This is a genomic window from Flavobacterium acetivorans (assembly GCF_020911885.1).
Taxonomy (GTDB): domain Bacteria; phylum Bacteroidota; class Bacteroidia; order Flavobacteriales; family Flavobacteriaceae; genus Flavobacterium; species Flavobacterium acetivorans.
Genome location: NZ_CP087132.1, coordinates 2,929,922 through 2,949,855, shown reverse-complemented (window position 1 = coordinate 2,949,855; position 19,934 = coordinate 2,929,922). Strand labels below are relative to the sequence as shown.

At 35.3% G+C, this 19,934-nt stretch carries 16 protein-coding genes; 4 read left to right on the top strand and 12 right to left on the bottom strand.

The genetic code is table 11. The annotated features are described in order from the left end of the window. Positions 1 to 29 precede the first annotated feature (29 nt). The 4 genes from LNP19_RS12750 to LNP19_RS12735 are packed head-to-tail and all read right to left on the bottom strand — an operon-like array spanning position 30 to position 5,329. A complete protein-coding gene (locus LNP19_RS12750) occupies positions 30 to 1,532 on the bottom strand; it encodes a fibrinogen-like YCDxxxxGGGW domain-containing protein (protein WP_230062296.1) in 1,503 nt (500 codons plus the stop codon). Between the two features lie 28 nt (positions 1,533 to 1,560). Beyond that, complete coding sequence (locus LNP19_RS12745) at positions 1,561 to 4,227, bottom strand: beta strand repeat-containing protein (RefSeq protein WP_230062295.1); 2,667 nt, start codon at positions 4,225 to 4,227, stop codon at positions 1,561 to 1,563. A gap of 2 nt (positions 4,228 to 4,229) precedes the next feature. Further along, positions 4,230 to 4,850, bottom strand: coding sequence for a hypothetical protein (locus LNP19_RS12740; protein ID WP_230062294.1), 621 nt, complete (start codon positions 4,848 to 4,850; stop codon positions 4,230 to 4,232). Continuing rightward, complete coding sequence (locus tag LNP19_RS12735) at positions 4,847 to 5,329, bottom strand: T9SS type A sorting domain-containing protein (protein WP_230062293.1); 483 nt, start codon at positions 5,327 to 5,329, stop codon at positions 4,847 to 4,849. Before LNP19_RS12735 ends, LNP19_RS12740 begins: the two co-directional genes overlap by 4 nt. An 878-nt stretch (positions 5,330 to 6,207) precedes the next feature. Between LNP19_RS12735 and LNP19_RS12730 the strand changes: the two genes are divergently transcribed. The 3 genes from LNP19_RS12730 to LNP19_RS12720 all read left to right on the top strand — a co-directional run bounded on the left by LNP19_RS12730 (position 6,208) and on the right by LNP19_RS12720 (position 7,766). Beyond that, a complete protein-coding gene (locus LNP19_RS12730) occupies positions 6,208 to 6,804 on the top strand; it encodes a helix-turn-helix domain-containing protein (RefSeq protein ID WP_230062292.1) in 597 nt (198 codons plus the stop codon). A 242-nt stretch (positions 6,805 to 7,046) separates the two neighbouring features. Continuing rightward, positions 7,047 to 7,535 (top strand): DUF2975 domain-containing protein, encoded by a 489-nt coding sequence (locus tag LNP19_RS12725; protein ID WP_230062291.1) that lies wholly within the window; start codon positions 7,047 to 7,049, stop codon positions 7,533 to 7,535. Between the two features lie 3 nt (positions 7,536 to 7,538). Beyond that, the gene (locus tag LNP19_RS12720) at positions 7,539 to 7,766 is read left to right on the top strand and encodes a helix-turn-helix domain-containing protein (protein ID WP_230062290.1); all 228 of its coding nucleotides are present in this window, start codon (positions 7,539 to 7,541) and stop codon (positions 7,764 to 7,766) included. Between the two features lie 109 nt (positions 7,767 to 7,875). On the opposite strand, the gene LNP19_RS12715 is transcribed toward LNP19_RS12720, so the two are convergent. The 8 genes from LNP19_RS12715 to LNP19_RS12680 all read right to left on the bottom strand — a co-directional run bounded on the left by LNP19_RS12715 (position 7,876) and on the right by LNP19_RS12680 (position 19,054). Next, positions 7,876 to 10,470 (bottom strand): cation-translocating P-type ATPase, encoded by a 2,595-nt coding sequence (locus tag LNP19_RS12715; protein ID WP_230062289.1) that lies wholly within the window; start codon positions 10,468 to 10,470, stop codon positions 7,876 to 7,878. Positions 10,471 to 11,136: 666 nt separating this feature from the next. Next, positions 11,137 to 11,655, bottom strand: coding sequence for a hypothetical protein (locus LNP19_RS12710; protein ID WP_230062288.1), 519 nt, complete (start codon positions 11,653 to 11,655; stop codon positions 11,137 to 11,139). 404 nt (positions 11,656 to 12,059) lie between these two features. Next, positions 12,060 to 13,148, bottom strand: a complete 1,089-nt coding sequence (locus tag LNP19_RS12705) for a PAS domain-containing sensor histidine kinase (protein WP_230062287.1) — start codon at positions 13,146 to 13,148, stop codon at positions 12,060 to 12,062. A gap of 928 nt (positions 13,149 to 14,076) precedes the next feature. After that, complete coding sequence (locus LNP19_RS12700) at positions 14,077 to 14,727, bottom strand: hypothetical protein (protein ID WP_230062286.1); 651 nt, start codon at positions 14,725 to 14,727, stop codon at positions 14,077 to 14,079. Positions 14,728 to 14,935: 208 nt separating this feature from the next. Continuing rightward, positions 14,936 to 15,751, bottom strand: a complete 816-nt coding sequence (locus tag LNP19_RS12695) for a KilA-N domain-containing protein (RefSeq protein ID WP_230062285.1) — start codon at positions 15,749 to 15,751, stop codon at positions 14,936 to 14,938. Positions 15,752 to 16,134: 383 nt separating this feature from the next. Then, the gene (locus tag LNP19_RS12690) at positions 16,135 to 16,638 is read right to left on the bottom strand and encodes a ribonuclease E inhibitor RraB (protein ID WP_230062284.1); all 504 of its coding nucleotides are present in this window, start codon (positions 16,636 to 16,638) and stop codon (positions 16,135 to 16,137) included. 448 nt (positions 16,639 to 17,086) lie between these two features. After that, positions 17,087 to 17,899 carry a KilA-N domain-containing protein gene (locus LNP19_RS12685; protein WP_230062283.1) on the bottom strand — a complete coding sequence of 271 codons (813 nt, stop codon included), beginning with the start codon at positions 17,897 to 17,899 and terminating at the stop codon, positions 17,087 to 17,089. 738 nt (positions 17,900 to 18,637) lie between these two features. Further along, complete coding sequence (locus LNP19_RS12680) at positions 18,638 to 19,054, bottom strand: winged helix-turn-helix transcriptional regulator (RefSeq protein ID WP_230062282.1); 417 nt, start codon at positions 19,052 to 19,054, stop codon at positions 18,638 to 18,640. Positions 19,055 to 19,158: 104 nt separating this feature from the next. Here LNP19_RS12680 and LNP19_RS12675 point away from each other — a divergent pair, with 104 nt between their 5' ends. Next, positions 19,159 to 19,923, top strand: coding sequence for an SDR family oxidoreductase (locus LNP19_RS12675; protein WP_230062281.1), 765 nt, complete (start codon positions 19,159 to 19,161; stop codon positions 19,921 to 19,923). Positions 19,924 to 19,934 lie beyond the last annotated feature (11 nt).

Below are 19,934 nucleotides of genomic sequence, written 5' to 3'. Positions count from 1 at the left end.
TTAACCGAAAATTATTAAAAAATGTAGGGTTATCGTACCCAATACCAAATGATGTCTGGATTTGGATTACTTACTCCACCACCTGCATTATCTATCCAAGGAGTTGGATTCCAACCGTTACACGTAGAAATCAATGTACCCCACCAATTTCCTCCTCCATCATCTGTAGTTATGGTTCCGCAATCGTTTTGATGCCACGGCATTCTTTCACTAATACCATCATTACTGACATAATTCCAAGTTCCGAATTTTGTGTTAAGTGTTATATTTGTTTGAGAATTATCTGTTTTTACAAAACTATAATTTCCATTAGCCGTCCAAATACCCCCAAAACTCATTCTAGTAGTTGCATCAATCATGTATTGAAAACCACTACTGCTTTTTTTAATATAGTCAGCCCAACCAATAATAGAATAATTGGAAGTAATACTGGGAGAAGAAGTGTTTAATGAAATAGCATTGCTATAATCCCATCCAGCAGTGCTTGCATTACACATAATCAATGTCCATCCTCCTCCATCGGTAGTCATGTCGGCATAAATCTGAAAAGGAATTCCTCCATTAATATTAGAGTTGCTTATCCAATACAATCCATCCGGAGACGATGGATAGTCTTGTTTGATTTGATAAGCGCTTGTTGCTGCTGTTATTGCTGTCAATCCATTCTTTACCGGCGAAATTACTTTTCCGTTTTGGGTCAATCCATTTCCATAACCTACAATCCCATTTTTATTTATGGATTTAGGAATATTTGCCTCTATTTTTCCATATTTATCTACTGTTGGAATTTGTTTAAAAATGGCAATTTCATCAATACTACCCGATCTAATAAAAATATCAAATCGATCCATTGCTGGAGCAAAACCAGTTGCTGTTGCAGATGGACTCGTTGGATTCAAATAATTAAAAGTGGATAAGTCCGGATTAATCCACATTTCTGTTTTATTCAAGTTATAGTCTATACGAACCACTACCAAATTTTGTGCACTCAAACTTCCTGAAGAAGAACTCAAATTAGCAAGAGAAGCCGCTAAAATAGACATATTTGAACCACTAGTCGATCCAATACCGCCAGTTGGTGTTGCTCCATTAAAAAGTCTGATGGTAGGAGTTCCTCCTCCTGGAGAAGCTTCAAAAATCGACATAAATTGAAAATAAACAACCCCTTGATTTTGCAACGGAAATGATCTTTTTAAAGCAGCAATAACTGTTGTACAAGTGCCATAACAAGTACCGTCAAATACTGCCTTAAGCCCGGTTGTGGTCAAGCCTGAATAAGTAAATCCAGTTGTTGAGGTTTTTAAATATTTATTATCATAAGTCTTTATCCAATTAGTAGTCCAACCTGTGCCTCCACTGGCATTCAATAATGATGAATTGCTAGTATAGTCAAATCCCTCATAAGCTACAAGATTAAAACCAGCTGGTGTTTGTGCATTTCCTGAGTAAATAAAGGTTATTAAAATTAGCAACAAACAATTAATGTGATTGGAAAATTTATCTACCATAAACGTCAAATTAAATCTATTCATCTATTTGATTCTTTAAAACATTGTTAGTTTAATAATAAAAATCAATTTGAATTCTATCTCCTGCTGTTAAACTATAATTACCATTATTAACTGGATTATATGTTAAAGTTGTTTCAGATACAGAATAAGCAGTATTGCTAATTCTAATTCCATTTACATACATTTTAACCTTACTATTTGATGATGGAGCTTGGGTTAGAGTAAAAGCCGTTTGTGATGCAGTTGCCGTAAATTCATCGCTAACTTCTATAATGGCATTAGAAATTGCTGTTTTTACAAAAGCCGTAGTTGCCACAGCCGTGGTATTATTTCCTGCTGTTTGTGTCACGCCAATTGTTCCTGTTGGTAAAGATGGCGTTCCCGTAAAGATTGGAGAGTCCGATAAAATGACAGTTCCCGTTCCGGTTTCGTCTGAAATGATTCCGGCTAGTTCTGCCGAAGTAGTAGCCGCCAATGCGTTTAATTTATCAGTCGTTACCACCAATGTTTTTGATGTAGGAATCGCTGTTCCGTTGACACTCGTTGCTGTAGCGACACCCAAAACCGGAGTCACCAATGTTGCTGCCGTATCCATTACAAATTTTGAACCTGTCCCCGTTTGGGAAGCTACTGAGGTAGTATTTCCAACACTTGTTATAGGTCCCGTTAAATTGGCATTGGTTGCATTGGCATTATCAACATAAGTTTTCACCGATTTCACACTTGGATATTTGATATCTGAGGCTCCATCAGTTGTCACATCAGTACTTTTATTCACTAAATCTTCTTTTAACACATCGGCATTGGTTCTATTGGTCACTTCCGTTGCCAAATTGGTAGACAAAGAGTTGTCTGCATTGGTACGGTTTGTTGTTTCTGTAGCAATACTTGTGTTCAAAAGGCCTTCGGCTGCAGTGGCTCTAGTTGTCTCCGCAGTGATTGCTGTGGCATTGGCCAATTCTGCTGCTCTGGCTGTTGCCGCTTCTGCCGTAATTGCGTTTTCATTTGTAGTTATGGCTGTAGTATTTGCAGCTATCGCATTGGCGTTGGTTAATTCTGCCGCTCTGGCTGTTGCCGCTTCTGTCGCAATTGCGTTTGCATTTGTAGTTATTGCTGTAGTATTTGCAGCTATCGCATTGGCGTTGGTTAATTCTGCCGCTCTGGCTGTTATTGCTTCTGCTGCAATTGCGTTGGTATTTGCAGTAATTGCTGTAGTATTTGTGGCTATCGCATTGGCGTTGGCCAATTCTGCTGCTCTCGCTGTTGCTGCTTCTGCGGTCAATTGGGTTGTCAAACTAGCGTCTGCTGTGGCTCTTGTGCCGGCTTCATTTGCGATGCTTGTGGTCAAAACACCTTCGGCTGCAGTGGCTCTTGAAGTTTCCGAACTAATAGCATCTGCATTGGCCAATTCCGCTGCTCTTGCCGTTGTAGCTTCTGTTGCCAAATTATTCGTTAAAGCTAATTCTGCCGCTCTGGCTGTTGCCGCTTCTGCCGAAATTGCGTTTGCATTTATAATAATTGCAGTAGTATTTGTGGCTATCGCATTGGCATTGGCCAATTCTGCCGCTCTGGCTGTTGCCGCTTCTGCCGCAATTGCGTTTGCATTTGTAGTTATTGCTGTAGTATTTGTGGCTATTGAATTGGCATTGGCTAATTCCGCTGCTCTTGCCGTTGTGGCTTCTGTTGCCAAATTATTCGTTAAAGCTAATTCTGCCGCTCTGGCTGTTATTGCTTCTGCTGTTATTGCTGTAGTGTTTGAAGCTATTGCATTGGCATTGGCTAATTCTGCTGCTCTCGCTGTTATGGCTTCTGTCGCAATTGCGTTTGTATTTGTAATAATTGCTGTAGTATTTGAAGCTATCGCATTGGCATTGGCTAATTCTGCCGCTCTGGCTGTTGTTGCTTCTGCCGCAATTGCGTTGGCATTGGCAGTAATTGCTATAGTATTTGAAGCTATCGCATTGGCATTGGCTAATTCTGCTGCTGAAGCTCTTGCTGTTTCTGCAGCCAGTCCTGCCGATCCTGTTGATGTGTTTGCGTCAATATAAGTTTTAACTGCTTGTACCGTTGGATATTTAACATTCGAATTAGCATCTATAGTAAGATCTGTACTTTTGTTAGCGGAATCTTCTTTTAGATTTAATATTATTTGGGTGGCCGTACTAATTGGTTTACTCAAATCACTGGTGTTATCGACCTTTTCAAGAGCCAAATTAGTCTTAGCTCCCAAAACGGTAACAGCATTTGTACCACCGCTTTCAATGGATACCACGCCAGTAACGTTTTCAGCGTTTTGTGCAGAAAAAGCAGAAGGAACCGAAGTGAAAATCTGGTTGCTGATTTCTACAAAAGTGGCGCATTTTCCATTGATATCCAATGCTACTTTCAAACTTTTTTGATCAGACGTCCAGTATATATTTGAAAATGATGCAGCATAACCGGCCGATTGATTTCCCGAACCTATAATGGTATTTACCATCCCAAATGCATCTGTCGTTGTATTTATGGTTTCCTGGTATTCGGTTCTGGTGTCACTATCAATAATGGTGAATTGCAAACAGATGTTTTTATTGGCCAAAGGTTCATTGCTGTTATTTATCCCGGGAACTTTCCCTCCATTTGGATTAAAAATAATGGCCTGATAGCTGATGCCGTTTTTCTGAGAATAAATTACCGATGAAACAAATAAGAATAAAAGTAAAGTTATCTTTTTCATAATTATTTTTTATTAATTGCAAAATGAATACCGAATAGAATTTGATTCGTATTAAAGGATAGTTTTTCTGGGAAAGTGTTAAATGGTTTTAGACTTTGTGAAAAAGCGTACCCAAGACTTAAATAGCCCAAATCATTTACTTTATAACGTGTTTGAACCCCAACGAAGGGCGAAAGTACTATTCCTGAAAATTCAGCTTGCCTCATTAAATCATAAATAGCTCCATTGCTATTTTGCTTGCCGTAAATAATTGTCGAAAGAGTAACTCCTCCTTTTAAAGTCAATTGAAAATCATTGAAAACATCGAAATTATAAGTTGCCGCATTTTGAACTCCTATATATTTGGTGTCCCATCTATAACTTTCAAACTGAGAACCCGCCACAGCGTTGTACTCGTTTAATGTTAGGGCTATGTTGTAATAAAATTTTTCTGTTTTCGTTGGTGTAGAAAATCCCATTTCATAGCTTGAACCAGTACCGCTTTGAAGTGGTGTGGCCATAGTTCCATTTGAACTTTTGAAAACATATTTGGTAAAATTACTCCCGGCCAAAAAATAGGCTTCTTGAGAAAACAATTGGAAAGACGTGATTAAAAAGGCAATTAGTAGGTAGTTTTTTATCATCGTTTAATAATTTTTGTATAGTAGTTGAGGTTAGTGGCATTCAATCGGACTAAATATTCGGAAGTGGGTAGTGATGCCAAATCAATAGTCAGAATAGTATTGTTCGATTTTTTCTTTTGTTCGTAAATCAAGCGTCCCATGATATCAAAAATTGAAATGGATATAACATCCATAAGCGGTTTTGAAAATTGAAAATTAATGCTTGTAATAAAGGGGTTGGGGTAGCTTGTGATTTTAATGCCCTCGATTGTAGCTATAGCGTTGGAAGCAATATATTTGCCCCACAGACCTTGCTGAAATCCTTGCATAACAACATAATCTTTATGGGTAGCAGTCCCTGCCAAACTTTGCTGACCAATGGTTTGTTTTATGATCAAACCATCAACTGTTTTAGTTGACAGTCCTTGAGAAGAAAGCATTTGATGGTGCAGGACTTGCCCTTGAAAAGTGATACTGAACAACAAAAGTAAATACTTCATGCGAATTTAATTTTGAGCAATAGTAAAACAAAAAAATCGATGTTTAGCAACATAAATCCGATGAAATGCACAAATAAAGAAAAATAGTAAGAGTTTTTTAGTTTTTAGTAACTTTTTAAGCACGAAAATTCTGAAATAAAAAACAGTTTAGGAATAAAAAAAGAGATGCTGTTACTGTCGATTTAAAAACAAATTAGTTAATTTTTAATTTTTTTGTTACCCAAAAGATGGAATTACTACTCGATATATTTATATTTTTGCATTCTGGCAATTGGAATAAAAATTGCTTTTTAATTTCATTTCAAAAAATATAAATTTTGATTGTAAACTTACTTTTCATCATTACCGGCTTATTTGGTATTTTAACCGTAATCATTACGCTATCAAACTACAGGGTAAATAGAATGATGAATTTTTATTTAACTCTGATTTTTGTTTTAATTTCAATTCGTTTTTTATTAAACGGATTTTTCTCCTTTGGTTATTTAGGTTTTTTAAAAGAATATTATATTAATTACAACAAGTTTCTAATACTGATCATCCCCAGTTATTATTTGTATTTTAAAAATTTAATTGCCAATCAGAAGTTATTTATAAAGAAAGATCTTGTCCATTTTGTTTTTCCGATTGTATTTTTGGCCCTAAATATATCCATCGTCAGTGCAAATGATGAACTTCCTGCTTTTTTTTATTTCTCTACCTTTTTCGTATTATTTCTGTATAATATAAGCTATTGTTTTCTGGCTTATTACCTCTTGAATAAGAATGTTTGGAACCAAAAAGACAGCCCCATAATTAATGCTAAATACGCTAGCTTAATTAAAAAATGGACTCTTTTTTTGTTTATCATCCTACTACTGAATTCGATCAAACTTTTTATGACTCTCTTTTTAGAAGACAATCGTCAGGGTTTTGTTGCTGGCGAACGTTTTCAGTGGCTTGGTGCGATAGTATGGATATTGACCTTTTTTAAAGTTTTAATTTCGCCGGAAATACTTTATGGATATACTATTTTTAATACTCCCATAAAAGAATCCGCTACCTTCAATTTACCATTAGATACTGATTGGATTATGGAATCCAACAAAGACCAAAAAAACCTTCAAGATAGCAAACTAAAAGAGAAAATTGATCCAAATATTGAACGCTATATTAGTGAAATCGAGAAAATTGCTGTAGAATTTGAATTGTTTAAAGACTCGAAATTTTCAATGAATGATTTAGCACTAAAATTAAATATCCCAAATAGCCATTTAAATTATCTGTATAAATATCATTCTAAAATCTCCTTTTCAGATTACAAAAAGAAAATCCGAATTCAGCATTCCATTCTATTAATTGAATCAAACTATTTAAAAACAAATACAATTGATTCCTTGGCAAAAGAGGTGGGATTTGCCTCCTATAATCCTTTTTTTACCAGTTTTAAAAGTATTACAGGAATCTCACCGCAAAAATATATACTGTCAATATGAATCCATCTGTTAGTGCTAAAGCGATGAATTGTTCCATCCGCTTTAGTGTTGCTAAGTACGGTTTTTGCCTTGGTATGATCTCCTGACCTCGAATTACCAGCAAACGCTGGGCTATCCGGTAAAATAGAGTTTTTCTAAACTCATAAAGACGATATAATTTGCTTAAAATAATAAAAATTAATCGTTTTTCAATAAATTTTTATTATTTTAGCAGGATAATACTAATTTATAAACTTCTTGATATGTTGGAAAAAAGTGCTAATCTGCTGTTAAAAACTACCTTGGTTTTTATGGGGTTAATCGTTTTGATGTTGGCTGTTTTTGCTTTGCCGAATTTATACAAAGGTGCCTTGGCTGAATTTCCTTATGCACCGACTGCTATTTTGGGAATTGTAATAGTACTGTATGCCGTTACTATTCCATACTTTTTTGTTCTTCAGCAATCTTGGAAACTTTTAGTGTTAATAGACCGGAACTTAGGCTTTTCAAAATTTTCCGTGACAGCATTTCGGAGCATAAAGTATGCTTCTCTAATTGGGGGTTTATTATTAATGATAGGTTTTGTACCCTTACTATTTCCTATTGCAGAAGAAGATGATGCCCCAGGTTTGTTGCTTTACGGTTTCCTTTTTGCTTGTATTCCTTTTGTTGTGTCGGTATTTGCCTCAGTTTTGGAAAAGCTTTTTCAAAATGCCATTGAGATGAAATCTGAAAATGACTTAACCATTTAAGCTATGGCAATTATTGTAAACTTAGACGTTGTAATGGCTAAACGGAAAATGTCTCTCAATGAACTTTCAGACAAAGTCGGTTTGACTTTATCCAACCTTTCAATATTAAAGACTGGAAAAGCAAAGGCCATCAGATTTAGTACCTTAGAAACAATATGCAATGTTTTGGATTGTCAGCCAGGAGATATTTTGGAATATGTAGACGACAAAGAAATAAAAACGAGCCGCTAACAGTTAAATTTTCGATGCTTGCATAGTAGGAACACCCGAGTCCCGATAATTGTCGGGGTCAACGTATAGCTGTCAATTCGGGAGAAAACCCGATGGCTGGCAGGAATATTTAATTTTCTCCCGCATTTTTTAGTCTTGATTTTTCTTTTTTTCTTTTAACCCATTTTTCAGTTTCCACTGCCCAAAATACAATACTTGAGAAAGTGAGACAAAGAAACAACTCAAACAAAGTAAGTGCTTGCGTTCTGAATATCTCTTGTAAAAAAGGAATATAAATAACTGACATTTGCAAAACGAATGTCAGTAGTACTGAAAAAAACAATTGTTTGTTCCCGAATATACCTTGTCTAAAAAGGGATTGCCAATCGCTGCGGATCGCCATCGCATGTCCCATTTGAGACATACTCAAAACGGTAAATACCATTGTCATCCATTTATCACTGCCTGTATGAATTGCCCAACCCTGTACGCCAATACAAATTGCCCCCATCAGCAAACCAACCCAGAGGATGTGAATGCCAATGCCAGCTGCAAAAATGCTTTCATCAGGTTTTCGTGGCGGCCGATTCAAAATATTCTTTTCTGCAGATTCTGTTGCGAAAGCAAGTCCAGGCAAACCATCGGTAACAAGATTTATCCATAGGATATGGATAGGTAGTAGCGGAATGGGTAAGCCGATAAGCGGCGCAAGAAAAATAGTCCATACTTCGCCACTATTGCTGGTCATGGTGTATTTAATAAACTTGCGGATATTGTCAAAAATCCTACGTCCTTCCTTTACAGCACGGATGATGGTGGCAAAATTATCGTCCAGCAAAATCATGTGCGCCGCTTCTTTGGCCACATCAGTTCCGGTGATGCCCATTGCAATACCAATATTGGCCCGCTTCAATGCAGGGGCATCATTCACTCCATCGCCTGTCATGGCTACAAATTGATTTTTATTTTGCAAGGCTTTTACAATATTCAGTTTTTGTTCGGGCGAAACACGGGCATACACTTTTATGTATTCTATTTCTTTTTCAAACTCTTCCTCCGAAAGATTTGCTAGCGCTGCACCGCTAATGACTCTATCGGTTTTATGTTTTAAAATTCCCGTTTTGATAGCAATTGCTTTTGCAGTTGTGGGATGGTCGCCTGTAATCATCACTGGGGTAATACCTGCTGCATGGCAATCGGCAATGGCTTGTATGGCTTCAGCACGGGGAGGGTCTATCATAGCAGCCAACCCTATAAAAGACATATTGTTCTCAATAGTGTCAGCAGATATGGTTTCGGGCAAAACTGCAACAACTTTTAAAGCATAGGCCAAGACCCGCTTGCCTTGCTGTGCAAAAGCTAGGGTTACATTATTTATTTCATCTTTGTTTGTTTCTTTGCTTATACTGAGAATATTTTCTACTGCTCCTTTTGTCACAATCAGCCATTGCCCCTCTAGTGGATATGCGGTTGTCATGAGTTTGCGAACCGAATCAAAAGGTAATTCGTGTACTCTTTTAAAATGAGTCAACCATTGCTTGTCATATTTTTCATTATTGCGGGCATAACTAACTAAGGCCACTTCGGTAGGGTCGCCTTTGAGCTGGTTGTTTTCATCTTTAACGACATCATGATTCAGTTCCATTGAAAGCAACAACAATTGCTCTACTGAAATTGCATTTACGGCTGGTGCATCTGCTGCGATCCAAACATCCATCACCGTCATTTTATTTTGGGTGATTGTTCCTGTTTTGTCGGAACAGATGTAGGTAACAGAGCCCAGCGTTTCAACAGCAGGGAGTTTACGGATGAGTGCATTTTGACCAAACATCCGTTTAGCTCCCAATGACAAAGCAATGGTGATTACGGCAGGCAATGCTTCGGGAATGGCCGCAACTGCAACGGATATGGCGGTAAGCAACATTTTAATTGGATCTTCGCCGCGCAACAAACCAGCTCCGTAAATAACAACACAAATAAAGATGACTACAAATGACAATTTTTTACTGAAATCAGCTAAGCGTTTTTGCAATGGGGTTTTTATTTCCTCTTCCTGAAGCAGTTGAGCGATGCGCCCAATTTCGGTATTCATTCCCGTAGCTACTACGATGCCTTCTCCACGACCGTAGGACACCACCGTGGTTTTGTAAGCCATGTTAAAACGATCGCCAAGCGGAGAATTTTTGACCGTTATTGTATCGGTATTTTTTTCTATCGCATGAGATTCTCCAGTAAGCGATGCTTCTTCAATTTTTAACGAATAGCTTTCACTAAGACGAATATCAGCAGGAACCAACATACCGGCTTCAAGGATTACAATATCTCCCGGAACTAATTCGGAAACAGAAATTTGAACAATATTTTCAGCCCGGCGAACGGTGGCATGGAGGGATGACGTCTTTTTTAATGCCGACATGGCTTTCTCTGCCCGGTATTCCTGTACAAAGCCAATGATGGCATTTAACAGTACGATGATCAAAATAACCACCGTGTCTTTGATGTCGCCAACAGCAAAAGATATTACGGCTGCTATCAGCAAAATAAAGATCATTACATCTTTAAATTGATACAACAACAAAACAAACAATGATGGTTTCTTTTTTTCTACAAGCTCATTTTTACCATATTCTTTCTGGCGTTCTTGCACTTCTTCCTCAGACAGCCCTTGTTTCTTTGTGGCAAGGAGTTGAAAGGTTTCAGAAATGGATAAAAGATGGTGTCCCATGATTTATAAATTTAAGTTAGACTAATGTCTTTGTTAATTTCAATGACTCTATTTCATCTACTGGAATTTTTAATAAATAAATTCGGGGCACTTGAGCGATCCTATTGCTTAAACTGCTAAAAAAGTCGGTCCTATACTATTTTAGATCTAAGGGCTAATCAGCTAAGCCTAATTTTTTTGACATATTCTTGAAATTTTATCTTCCGAGTCTTTACTGAGATGCAGACTGAACACCAGTCTATTATAGATTAAATCGCTTGTTAATTTTTTAAAGCTTTTAAATCACTTCTTTTTCGATAACAAGCTTTGCAAGTCTAAGTTCTGTTTTATCCCTTTAGCTAGAGCAATAATTTCAACTATTTGAAGCTCTCCGGGCTCGATATAGGGTGACTGTTCGCTCCTAACTCAACTGCTTTCTCTTTGAAAGCTTCATGATAAATTTTACCCACTTATTTCATAAGCTAAAATTAAGATTTATTTCTTAATTTTCTATGCTCACTAAGTTAGCATGTCCACATGCAACAGCTCACCGGAATTTCCCGCCAACAAATGCGTTTTTCGAGTATAGGAGGATGGCTTGACATACATATTAGAACGAGTAGGGGATGCGAGAGAGGCTCACTCCGTCAGGTTCTGGCGGAGCCGTCTACTCATTATGGGCAGTTTTTATTTATAGTACATTTTTAGACTTCCTTTGTATATCTGTCCTTCAAACGTTTCTCCTTTCAGATATTGTCGTTTAACTTTAAGTTCTACATCACGTTTTTCGTTTGGGATTTCGACAGTAATGTAATAATGCTTTAACCCGTTTTTTGAGGTTGTTTCATTTGTACTTATAATTTTACTTTTTAAATTTATAATTTCTTGCTTTCCAACGTATGAGTTAATGCTTAACAACAAACCAGAAATTATTCCACATATAAATATAAATGAAAAAAATGTCCCAAATAATATTTTAAATCCTTTTATAAAAATATAGAATATTTTGTTTTTTGCTTCTGTAGGGCGAAAAATACTTTCGTGAAAAAATAATGAAATGATAAATGATAAAATTCCAAATATCATTATGTTATCAAACACTTTTTTCATAGAATAACCTAGTTCATATATTTCAAGGAAAACGAATGGAATCAGAATAAATATTATAGTTATTGTAATGAATGAATAGAATATATATTTTCTCATTTTTGTTTAAATTTCTTCTTTTAGAGTATTTTTTTAGGATAGAAATTACTCAAAATGCGTTATTTCCTTGGTTTCGGTAAAAATGCCCATAACGTCAGTACGTCTAAAAAACTCTAAACGAACTGATTTTTGTTAATTATAAAGTAAATATAGCTGATTTAAACTACAATTATTTCTCTTTCAAGACTACCTCCGGTTCCGTTTTCCGCCGCGGTGAATCGAGGGAATACAATTCCGTATCATTAGGATTATTTTCTTAATTGAATTTGTTTGCGGGCACGGATTGAAAATCCGCACCACCGTTTTTTTAGATACAAATCAGTTGCACTTTCACAATTAATTCAATACATAATAATTAGTATCAGCGGGAATTTAATCAACTTTTTTTGAAGTTGTTTTGTTTTTTAGTCCTTAAAAGTTATTGTGAATTCTGCACCCTCATTTATTTGACTTTTCACTTCAATACGACCACCTAAATTAGTGATGTGATTGTAAATTAAATAAAGTCCTACTCCACTGCTATCAATATGATTGTTAAACTTTTGGTGTAGACCAAATATTTTATCTCGCACATTATCCATATCAAAACCCAGTCCATTATCAGAATAGATTAATTGATTTTTTCCATTTGTTCGTTTAGAAGTAATAGAAATAGAAGGGTAAGTGTTTGGTTTTGAATATTTAATTGAATTTGTAATTAAGTTCAAGAATATACTTTTCAAGTATTCCTTATTGAAATTAATAGTAGGAACTACGTCAAAATCAATGGTGATTTTAATTCTTGAATTTATTATTAAGGAGTTTATAGAAAGTACTACTTCATTTAAATTCTCGTTTAAACTTAATGGTTCAATAGAAGCATTTAACTCGTCTTTGTGAATTAATTCGGCTACAGATTTTTTTAAAGTTTGACTTAAACGCTCTGTCGTTGTTTTTAGTACAGCTAAAAATTCAAGTGTTTCTTTATCATTAATTTTAGTACTATCAATAAGATTAAATATGGATAGCAAATTATTTACAGGTGATTTTAAGTCATGCGAAGTCGTATAAGATAAGTGCTTGAGGTCTTTATTTATTTTGGTTAGATTTGCTAGGAGTATATTTCGCTCATCTTCAATTTGTTTTTTATGGGTAATATTTTTAGCAATTGCATATACTAATTTTTCATCTTCAACAGGCATCGATGTCCAAGATAACCATACAATCTCTCCCGTTTTAGTTAAGTATCTGTTTTCAAAATTTAACAGCGGTTTATTTTTATATACTTGTTCTCTCGTTTCGATTGTGATTTTAAGATCTGGAGCATAAACGAATGTATTTATAGGACTAGCATACAATTCTTCATCTGAATACCCTAATAATTGCGATACAGCCGCATTTATTCTCTTAAAATAACCATCAAATCCGGCAATACAAATCAGATCAGCTGAGATATTAAAAAAATTGTCAAAATGATATGCTGTATCTGAATTTGGATTTTCTTTTATTTTCATTGAGCTTTAAAATTAGTACTAATTTGGTTATTACTCTTCTAGAGTAAATGATGTTTTTTCAAATTTAGTAAATAATTATTTGCAATATAAGTGAATACATAATTTAAATTAACAAAATGATTTAGGCCGAATAGCAGTTTTCGACCAGCACGGTCCGCCTGCTTGGTATCTTGGCAGTAGCCAAAACACCAATCCCTGTGAAAACTAACTTTATGGGTAAGGGTACTTATACCCGAAAGTGAAGGAAAAACACATTAAAACCAACTGAAAAACTACTTCAAAAAAAAGAGGCGCAATGGCCTCTTGAAATTCTTCTTACTCATTTATCGTAAAACCCATAAGGGATGGTTTGATATAATAGAACGAGTAGGGGATGATTCCAATCTTTTACTTTTTTAGCTCGCTTAATTTTTGTTTTTTTAGCGGTGCTCACTGAATCTTTGATTTGTCTTGATGAAAAAAGTAACAAAAAAATACTCAGGTTAATATTTAAATTTTTGATTTCGTGAATCTTCGATTTCAAGCCTGAATAGTTGCTCCCGATCGCCATCGGGGCCGAAAATCTCGGACGTATTTATCTCACTAATCCCTTATTGTTATTGGTGTTCGATGAACCTCACTGCGTTTCGGTTTTCCTATCGCGACCCCAGCCGCTCGTGTTTCACACTCGACTCGGGGGGCACTCCCGCCGGCCAACGCTCAAATCCTTACCCGGATTTTCTAGTCTGGCAACTATAAGGGCGCCTTAAAAGTAATTACGCTCTAAATTTTTGGCTTCCTTTAGGGACGGGGTAAACCGAAAATGCCAATCACTTTTCACGATTCACCAGCTCTGGTTCCGTTCAACACTCCCGATAATTATCGGGATCATCGTTCGTGCTTCGCACGCAACGAAGCTTAGCTGTTAGCGGATGCCAGAATATGCGGTTTAATTCAGAATTTTAATTGTCAGCCAAAATACAAGAAATATTGCGCCAATTATTAAAATTCGATTTCCCTGTTTTCTGTCATTTTCTGAATAAGCATAAATTCGGTTTCCATTTGGTAACGTTTTTTTATAAGTTAGTAAATGCCAACCGATAAAAATCCCCAATAATCCGCCCAAAAATGCAGTTATATATCCTAAAATTATATAATTTTTTTGGCCTTCTTCAGGTTTTGATAATTCTACAATTCGTTGTTGTTTAATTTTTTCGATTTCTTCGGATGTAATTTCTTTGCCTCTTTCTTTAAGCAATTTTTTAGCAAGTGAAACGTCAAATTTATTCCATTCATCGCTCTTTGAAACTACGTCAATTAATTCGTAGTCAGAAAAACTCAACAAATAATAATCTTTATCAATATCATTAATTTCTTTAACAGCTTTATCAGTTAAAATTTTGTTGGCTTTTTCAAAATCCCTTTTTTTGAGTTTTATGCAATATTCTTTTCCAAAACCATTGTTAGCAAAAGTTGGGTCGAAACTCAAAGAATTGTCTTCTAACAAAAATTCAATGTTTTGTTCAGCTATTAATTCGCCTAATTCTTTTGCTGAATTTTGGTCATTAAATTTTTCAAATGTTATAAATTCTTCTTTCATAAGTATTTTATTTTTCAACTGGTATCCGCTAACATCAGTAAGTCCGATAGCTATCGGACTAAAAACCTCTAAACGAACTGATTTTTGTTAATTAGAAAGTAAATATAAGGTATTTAAAACAACAATTATTCCTCTTTTTGATAGGCATTCGTGATGGAAACACCCTAAAACCGACCTCCGATGGCATATAGTCGCTGATGGTTTGCATTTACTTGAGTTTGTTTAAAGAATTGCTGCTGAATAATGATTTCATTTGGCTAATAGCAAGGGAATTTAATTTTTGTAATCTTTCGGGTTGGCTAATCCCTTGTTGAATTAGCATGGCATTGATGCTTTCGAGATTAGACAGAACCACCAATTGTTCGATGGAAGCTTCGTCTCTGATATTTCCTTTTTGTAATGGATTTACTTCACGCCATTGCTTAGCCGTTTTTCCAAACAAAGCAGTATTCAAGACATCGGCTTCGTCAGCATAGACAAAATTTCTCTGAGCCGGTGCAATTGTTTCTGGAATCAAGTTTTCTTTAATGGCGTCGGTATGAATTCTATAATTAATTTTGGAAATGGTTCTTTGCAAATTCCATTCGAGTTTTTTGGTATTACTTTCTTCTTCTTTAAGACGTTGGAATTCTTTAACTAAATAAATTTTAAATTCGGCACTAATCCACATTCCAAATTCAAAAGCAATATCCTGATGGGCATAAGTTCCACCATATCTGCCTGATGTAGCTTTGATACCAATAGCATTTGTTTTTTCAACCCATTCTTTCACGCTGAGTTTATAGTTGTTTAATCCTGCCTGACTTTTAATTATGGCAAATTCGCCATAATTAAAATCCGGATTATGGATTCGTTCCCAAATTCCCAAATATTCAATAGTATTTCTGTTTCTTAACCAATCAGAAATGAAGAAGTCACCATCTTTTGCTTTTAACATATCAGTTATAGAAATAAAATCCAGACTGTTAGACTGAATTATTGTAATTTCTTTTCCCTGTACATTTATTTTTTTATTCTTAGCCATACTTACTCTTTTAATTTTAGCTTTCTAAATCCATCGAATTCGATGGGATTAAAAATTGTTGTTTTTCTGAACAATTTTCTTAATCTCAGGAAAATGGTTTTATATTAAAATCATACTTCGAAATAATTACCGTTTTCCTGAAGTTAGCAAGTAAATATATAATGATTTAAACTACAATTAATTTTTTTTGTAACTATCTCGGTTCCATTCAACACAGTTTTACGGCTGGTTTTTATTTTGTTTTGGAGGCCGTGAATTTCATTTCATTACTACGTCCGTTCGTCCCGATAACTCTATCGGGACTCGGGTGTTAGTGCTGCACACGCAACGAAAGTCTAACTGTTATAAGCTGCCGTTTTCTACATTCTTTGTTATTTTGTACTTTATTTAGTAGTTTCTAAAAAATCAAATTCACAGTCAAAATTATAACCAAGTATGCACATTTGGTTTGTCCATTTTTTTACAATTTCATCACTCATTTTTATTTTTGTTGTCCAGCCAGTAATAATAAATATCTTATTATCTTTCTCACTAACACTTTGTTTTACAGTATAATTTATTTTTTTTAATTCTGCTACAAGCTTTTCTGCTTTTTTTGCCTTGTTAGTGTAAAAAAAGAATTCAAGTTTGAGTTCTTTTTCTTCGGCATCATTAATTTTTCTGAAATGATAAATTGTTTGCGGTGTTATTTGCATTAATTTTTCAAGGTTTTTGTTGAATGCTGATTCAATAACAAATTTATCCTCTTCAGATTTTTGCGTAAAATCATAGTTTTTAAGAACTATATTTTTTTTATTTGGATTTTTATTATTTTTTGCGAAATAAATAATTGTATTTATTATGATGATAGGAACAAAAATTAAATAATAAAATGTATCCCAATTCATTTCTTCTTTTTTTATGATTGCTTATAACGCCAGTCTATAAATAGCCCCCGTCGTATTACGACCAAATATAACAAAATACCATTGTAAAAAGAAGATTATTCTTATTTTTAAGAAGGCAACACCTCACCGGAATTTCCCGCTAACAAATGCGATTTTCAAGTAATTTTAAGACATACTTCCTCATTTTCGACACCCTTTAGGGAAGGGATAAACCGAAAATTTCACTCACCATTCACTTCTCACCATTCACGATTTCCAGTTCCCTTCAACAGCAGCTGTCATTTTTCGTACTGCGCACGCAACTCTAACTGTTATGAGACCTCCCTTCTTTTTATCGCTTTGGTTTTCTCCTTTTCGTACTGCGTTGGGTCTATTGCAATTTTGCCTTTGTGCAGTTGGTTGGAGCGAATTGCAAATGTGCTACCAAAAGCATGGACTATTCTTATTGTTATTTTAATAGTTTCCGTTTTTCAACGTCCTGCAATATACCCATTTGTTGGATTGCAATTTTATTCAGTTTTATCAATCGTTCTTTTTGTGGGATTTTTTCGTTGATGAAAACAGCGTTTAGATTTTCCATATTTGACAAACAAATCAGTTCGTTGATTGTCGCATAGTCACGGATATTACCTTTCAAATCGGGATTTACTTCTCGCCATTGCTTGGCTGTAATTCCAAATAGTGCAACATTCAGTACGTCCGCTTCATTTGCATAAATGACTGATGTCTGTGCAGATGAAAGTTCTTGCGGTATCAAATTGTGCTTAATGGCATCCGTATGAATGTGATAATTGAGTTTAGCTAATTCTCGTTTTGCTGTCCAACCTAATTGCCTTTGTTCTTCTTCCTTTAGTCGTTGAAATTCGGTTATCAAATACAGTTTAAACGGAACGCTTATAGCGGAACCAAATTCAAAGGCAATATCTTTATGGGCATACGTTCCTCCATATTTACCTTTTCTTACGATTATTCCAATGGCATTTGTTTTCTCAATCCAATCCGAAACGCTCAATACAAAACTTGGTAAACCTGCCTGCATTTTAAAGTGGTCAAATTCCACCACTTTAAAATTGAGATTGTTGATTTGCTCCCAAGTCCCCAAAAATTCAAGTGTATAACGGGTTCTAATCCAATTTTTTATTACATCAGCTGCTCGGCTTGCGCCTTCTTTGGCATTTGCCATATCCGTAAGCGAAATATAATCTCGTTCTTCAAACGCAATAATAGTAATTTCTCTGTCTTGTACATTTATTTTTGCCATAACACTACAAAGTTCCGGAAAATATGCAGATTAATATATGCTCTAATTATAAGAGGTCGTTTTGGTTGCCATTCACTTGTATATAGGTATGACAAGATACATATTTTATTTAAAATAAAACATATTACTTTATTCCTACAAAGCATCAAATGGACTTTTTATTCACCGCAGACTTTTCGTACTTACATAGATCCGCATTTCAGTAGTTTCACCACTAGTAATACCTGATTATAGACCATAAAAAAAGAGGATGCGAAATCCTCTTGACATTCTTATAACCCATTTATCGTAAAACCCATAAGGGATGGCTTGATATAAATAATAGAACGAGTAGGGAATGAAGCCAATCTTTTTCTTTTGCCTTGATGCAAAAGAAACAAAAAATCAAGCCTGAATATTTTTGTCCTGAAAATCTCAGGCCTATTTCCCTATCGTGACCCCAGGCGCTCGTGTTTCACACTCGACTCGGGGGTCACTCCCGCCGGCCAACGCTCAAATCCTTGCCCGGATTTTCTGGTCTAAAAATATAAGGGCGGCTTAAAAGAAATCACGTCTTAAATTTTCGGCTCCCTTTAGGGAAGGGGGTAAACCGAAAATTCCACTCACCATTCACAACTCACTTCTCACCATTCACAACCTCCGGTTCCGTTCAACAGGAATTTCATTACTACGTCCGTTCGTCCCGATAATTATCGGGACTCGGGTGTTCGTGCTGCGCACGCAACGAAATTCTAGCTATTAGCTGCTGCTTTTTTTCAAGTCTTTGGTTGCTGTTTTAATAAATTTTTCTTTGTCCTTTTTCACTTCTTTCAACATTGCTTTTCTGTCGGCTGGTAAGTCATAATACTTTTCCGCCCACAAATTTATTTCAATCATTAAAGGCAATAAATCAATTCCTTTTTGTGTCAGTTTGTATAAAACTTTCGCTTTACTTTCTGGGTGGTCTGATTTTGTAATGATTTTGTTTTCTTCAAGCGTTTGAAGTCGTGAAGCCAAAATATTGGTCGCAATTTTTTCGTCTGATTTCAAAAAGTCACCATAAGTGCATTGTTTTGCGAACATTAAATCTCTCACAATTAGCAACGACCACTTGTCTCCCCAAATGTCAAGGGAAGAACTAACGGGACAATCTGACCTTTTTTTAGTGTTTTTCATAATTTATTCTTAAAAACCACTTGCAAATTAAAAGTTGTTTGATATCTTTGTACTTGCAAATCGCAAGCAAATTTACAAATAAATAAATAAACTCAAAGCAAAATATGGACTTAAGAAACAAAACAATATTGATTACTGGTGGTAGTGCTGGTATTGGACTTGAAGCCACAAAACAATTCTTGGAAATTGGTGCAAAAGTTATCATAACAGGCAGAAGTCAAGACAAATTAGATTCGGCAAAAAAACTGTATCCCAATGTAATTGCGATAAAAAGCGATGTTGCGAATGAAGAAGATGCGATTTCGCTTTACAATCAAGTTAAGAGTTTGGGCGGAATTGATATTCTATACAACAATGCAGGTGTTGGCGTAATGCCGTCAAATTTAAGTGTTGCAAGCGACAAACATTTTGAAGGGGCGGAATATGAAATGAACATAAATTACTTGGCAGTTATTCGTCTGAACAATCTTTTTTTGGATATGCTGAAATCAAAAAAAGAAAGTGCGATTATCAACACAACTTCCGTTTTAAGTTATGTTCCGTCATTGCTTGAAGCAACTTATTCGGCAACAAAAACTGCTTTGGCGTTTTACACAAAGTCGCTTCGTGAGCATTTGCGAATTGCTAACAGTAATGTAAAAGTATTTGAGTTGTTGCCTCCTGCAGTAGAAACTGAACTTATAGCACACCGAAAAGTAAAAAAAATGAGCCCCGAAAAATTGATAAAAGGATTGATTGCAGGATTGCAAAAAGACCAATACACAATTCGTATGGGTTATACAGGTACTTTCTATTACCTTAATCGTATTTTTCCGAAATTGGCTTTCAGCTTGGTTAATCCAAAGAAAGCAGAAAAATATTTACAATAAAAAAAAACAAG

What these genes read in the sequence shown, in the direction of transcription:
- LNP19_RS12750 (WP_230062296.1), bottom strand. Translation starts at nt 1,532, where the DNA reads ATGAATAGATTTAATTTGACGTTTATGGTAGATAAATTTTCCAATCAC.
- LNP19_RS12745 (WP_230062295.1), bottom strand. Translation starts at nt 4,227, where the DNA reads ATGAAAAAGATAACTTTACTTTTATTCTTATTTGTTTCATCGGTAATT.
- LNP19_RS12740 (WP_230062294.1), bottom strand. Translation starts at nt 4,850, where the DNA reads ATGATAAAAAACTACCTACTAATTGCCTTTTTAATCACGTCTTTCCAA.
- LNP19_RS12735 (WP_230062293.1), bottom strand. Translation starts at nt 5,329, where the DNA reads ATGAAGTATTTACTTTTGTTGTTCAGTATCACTTTTCAAGGGCAAGTC.
- LNP19_RS12730 (WP_230062292.1), top strand. Translation starts at nt 6,208, where the DNA reads ATGACTCTCTTTTTAGAAGACAATCGTCAGGGTTTTGTTGCTGGCGAA.
- LNP19_RS12725 (WP_230062291.1), top strand. Translation starts at nt 7,047, where the DNA reads ATGTTGGAAAAAAGTGCTAATCTGCTGTTAAAAACTACCTTGGTTTTT.
- LNP19_RS12720 (WP_230062290.1), top strand. Translation starts at nt 7,539, where the DNA reads ATGGCAATTATTGTAAACTTAGACGTTGTAATGGCTAAACGGAAAATG.
- LNP19_RS12715 (WP_230062289.1), bottom strand. Translation starts at nt 10,470, where the DNA reads ATGGGACACCATCTTTTATCCATTTCTGAAACCTTTCAACTCCTTGCC.
- LNP19_RS12710 (WP_230062288.1), bottom strand. Translation starts at nt 11,655, where the DNA reads ATGAGAAAATATATATTCTATTCATTCATTACAATAACTATAATATTT.
- LNP19_RS12705 (WP_230062287.1), bottom strand. Translation starts at nt 13,148, where the DNA reads ATGAAAATAAAAGAAAATCCAAATTCAGATACAGCATATCATTTTGAC.
- LNP19_RS12700 (WP_230062286.1), bottom strand. Translation starts at nt 14,727, where the DNA reads ATGAAAGAAGAATTTATAACATTTGAAAAATTTAATGACCAAAATTCA.
- LNP19_RS12695 (WP_230062285.1), bottom strand. Translation starts at nt 15,751, where the DNA reads ATGGCTAAGAATAAAAAAATAAATGTACAGGGAAAAGAAATTACAATA.
- LNP19_RS12690 (WP_230062284.1), bottom strand. Translation starts at nt 16,638, where the DNA reads ATGAATTGGGATACATTTTATTATTTAATTTTTGTTCCTATCATCATA.
- LNP19_RS12685 (WP_230062283.1), bottom strand. Translation starts at nt 17,899, where the DNA reads ATGGCAAAAATAAATGTACAAGACAGAGAAATTACTATTATTGCGTTT.
- LNP19_RS12680 (WP_230062282.1), bottom strand. Translation starts at nt 19,054, where the DNA reads ATGAAAAACACTAAAAAAAGGTCAGATTGTCCCGTTAGTTCTTCCCTT.
- LNP19_RS12675 (WP_230062281.1), top strand. Translation starts at nt 19,159, where the DNA reads ATGGACTTAAGAAACAAAACAATATTGATTACTGGTGGTAGTGCTGGT.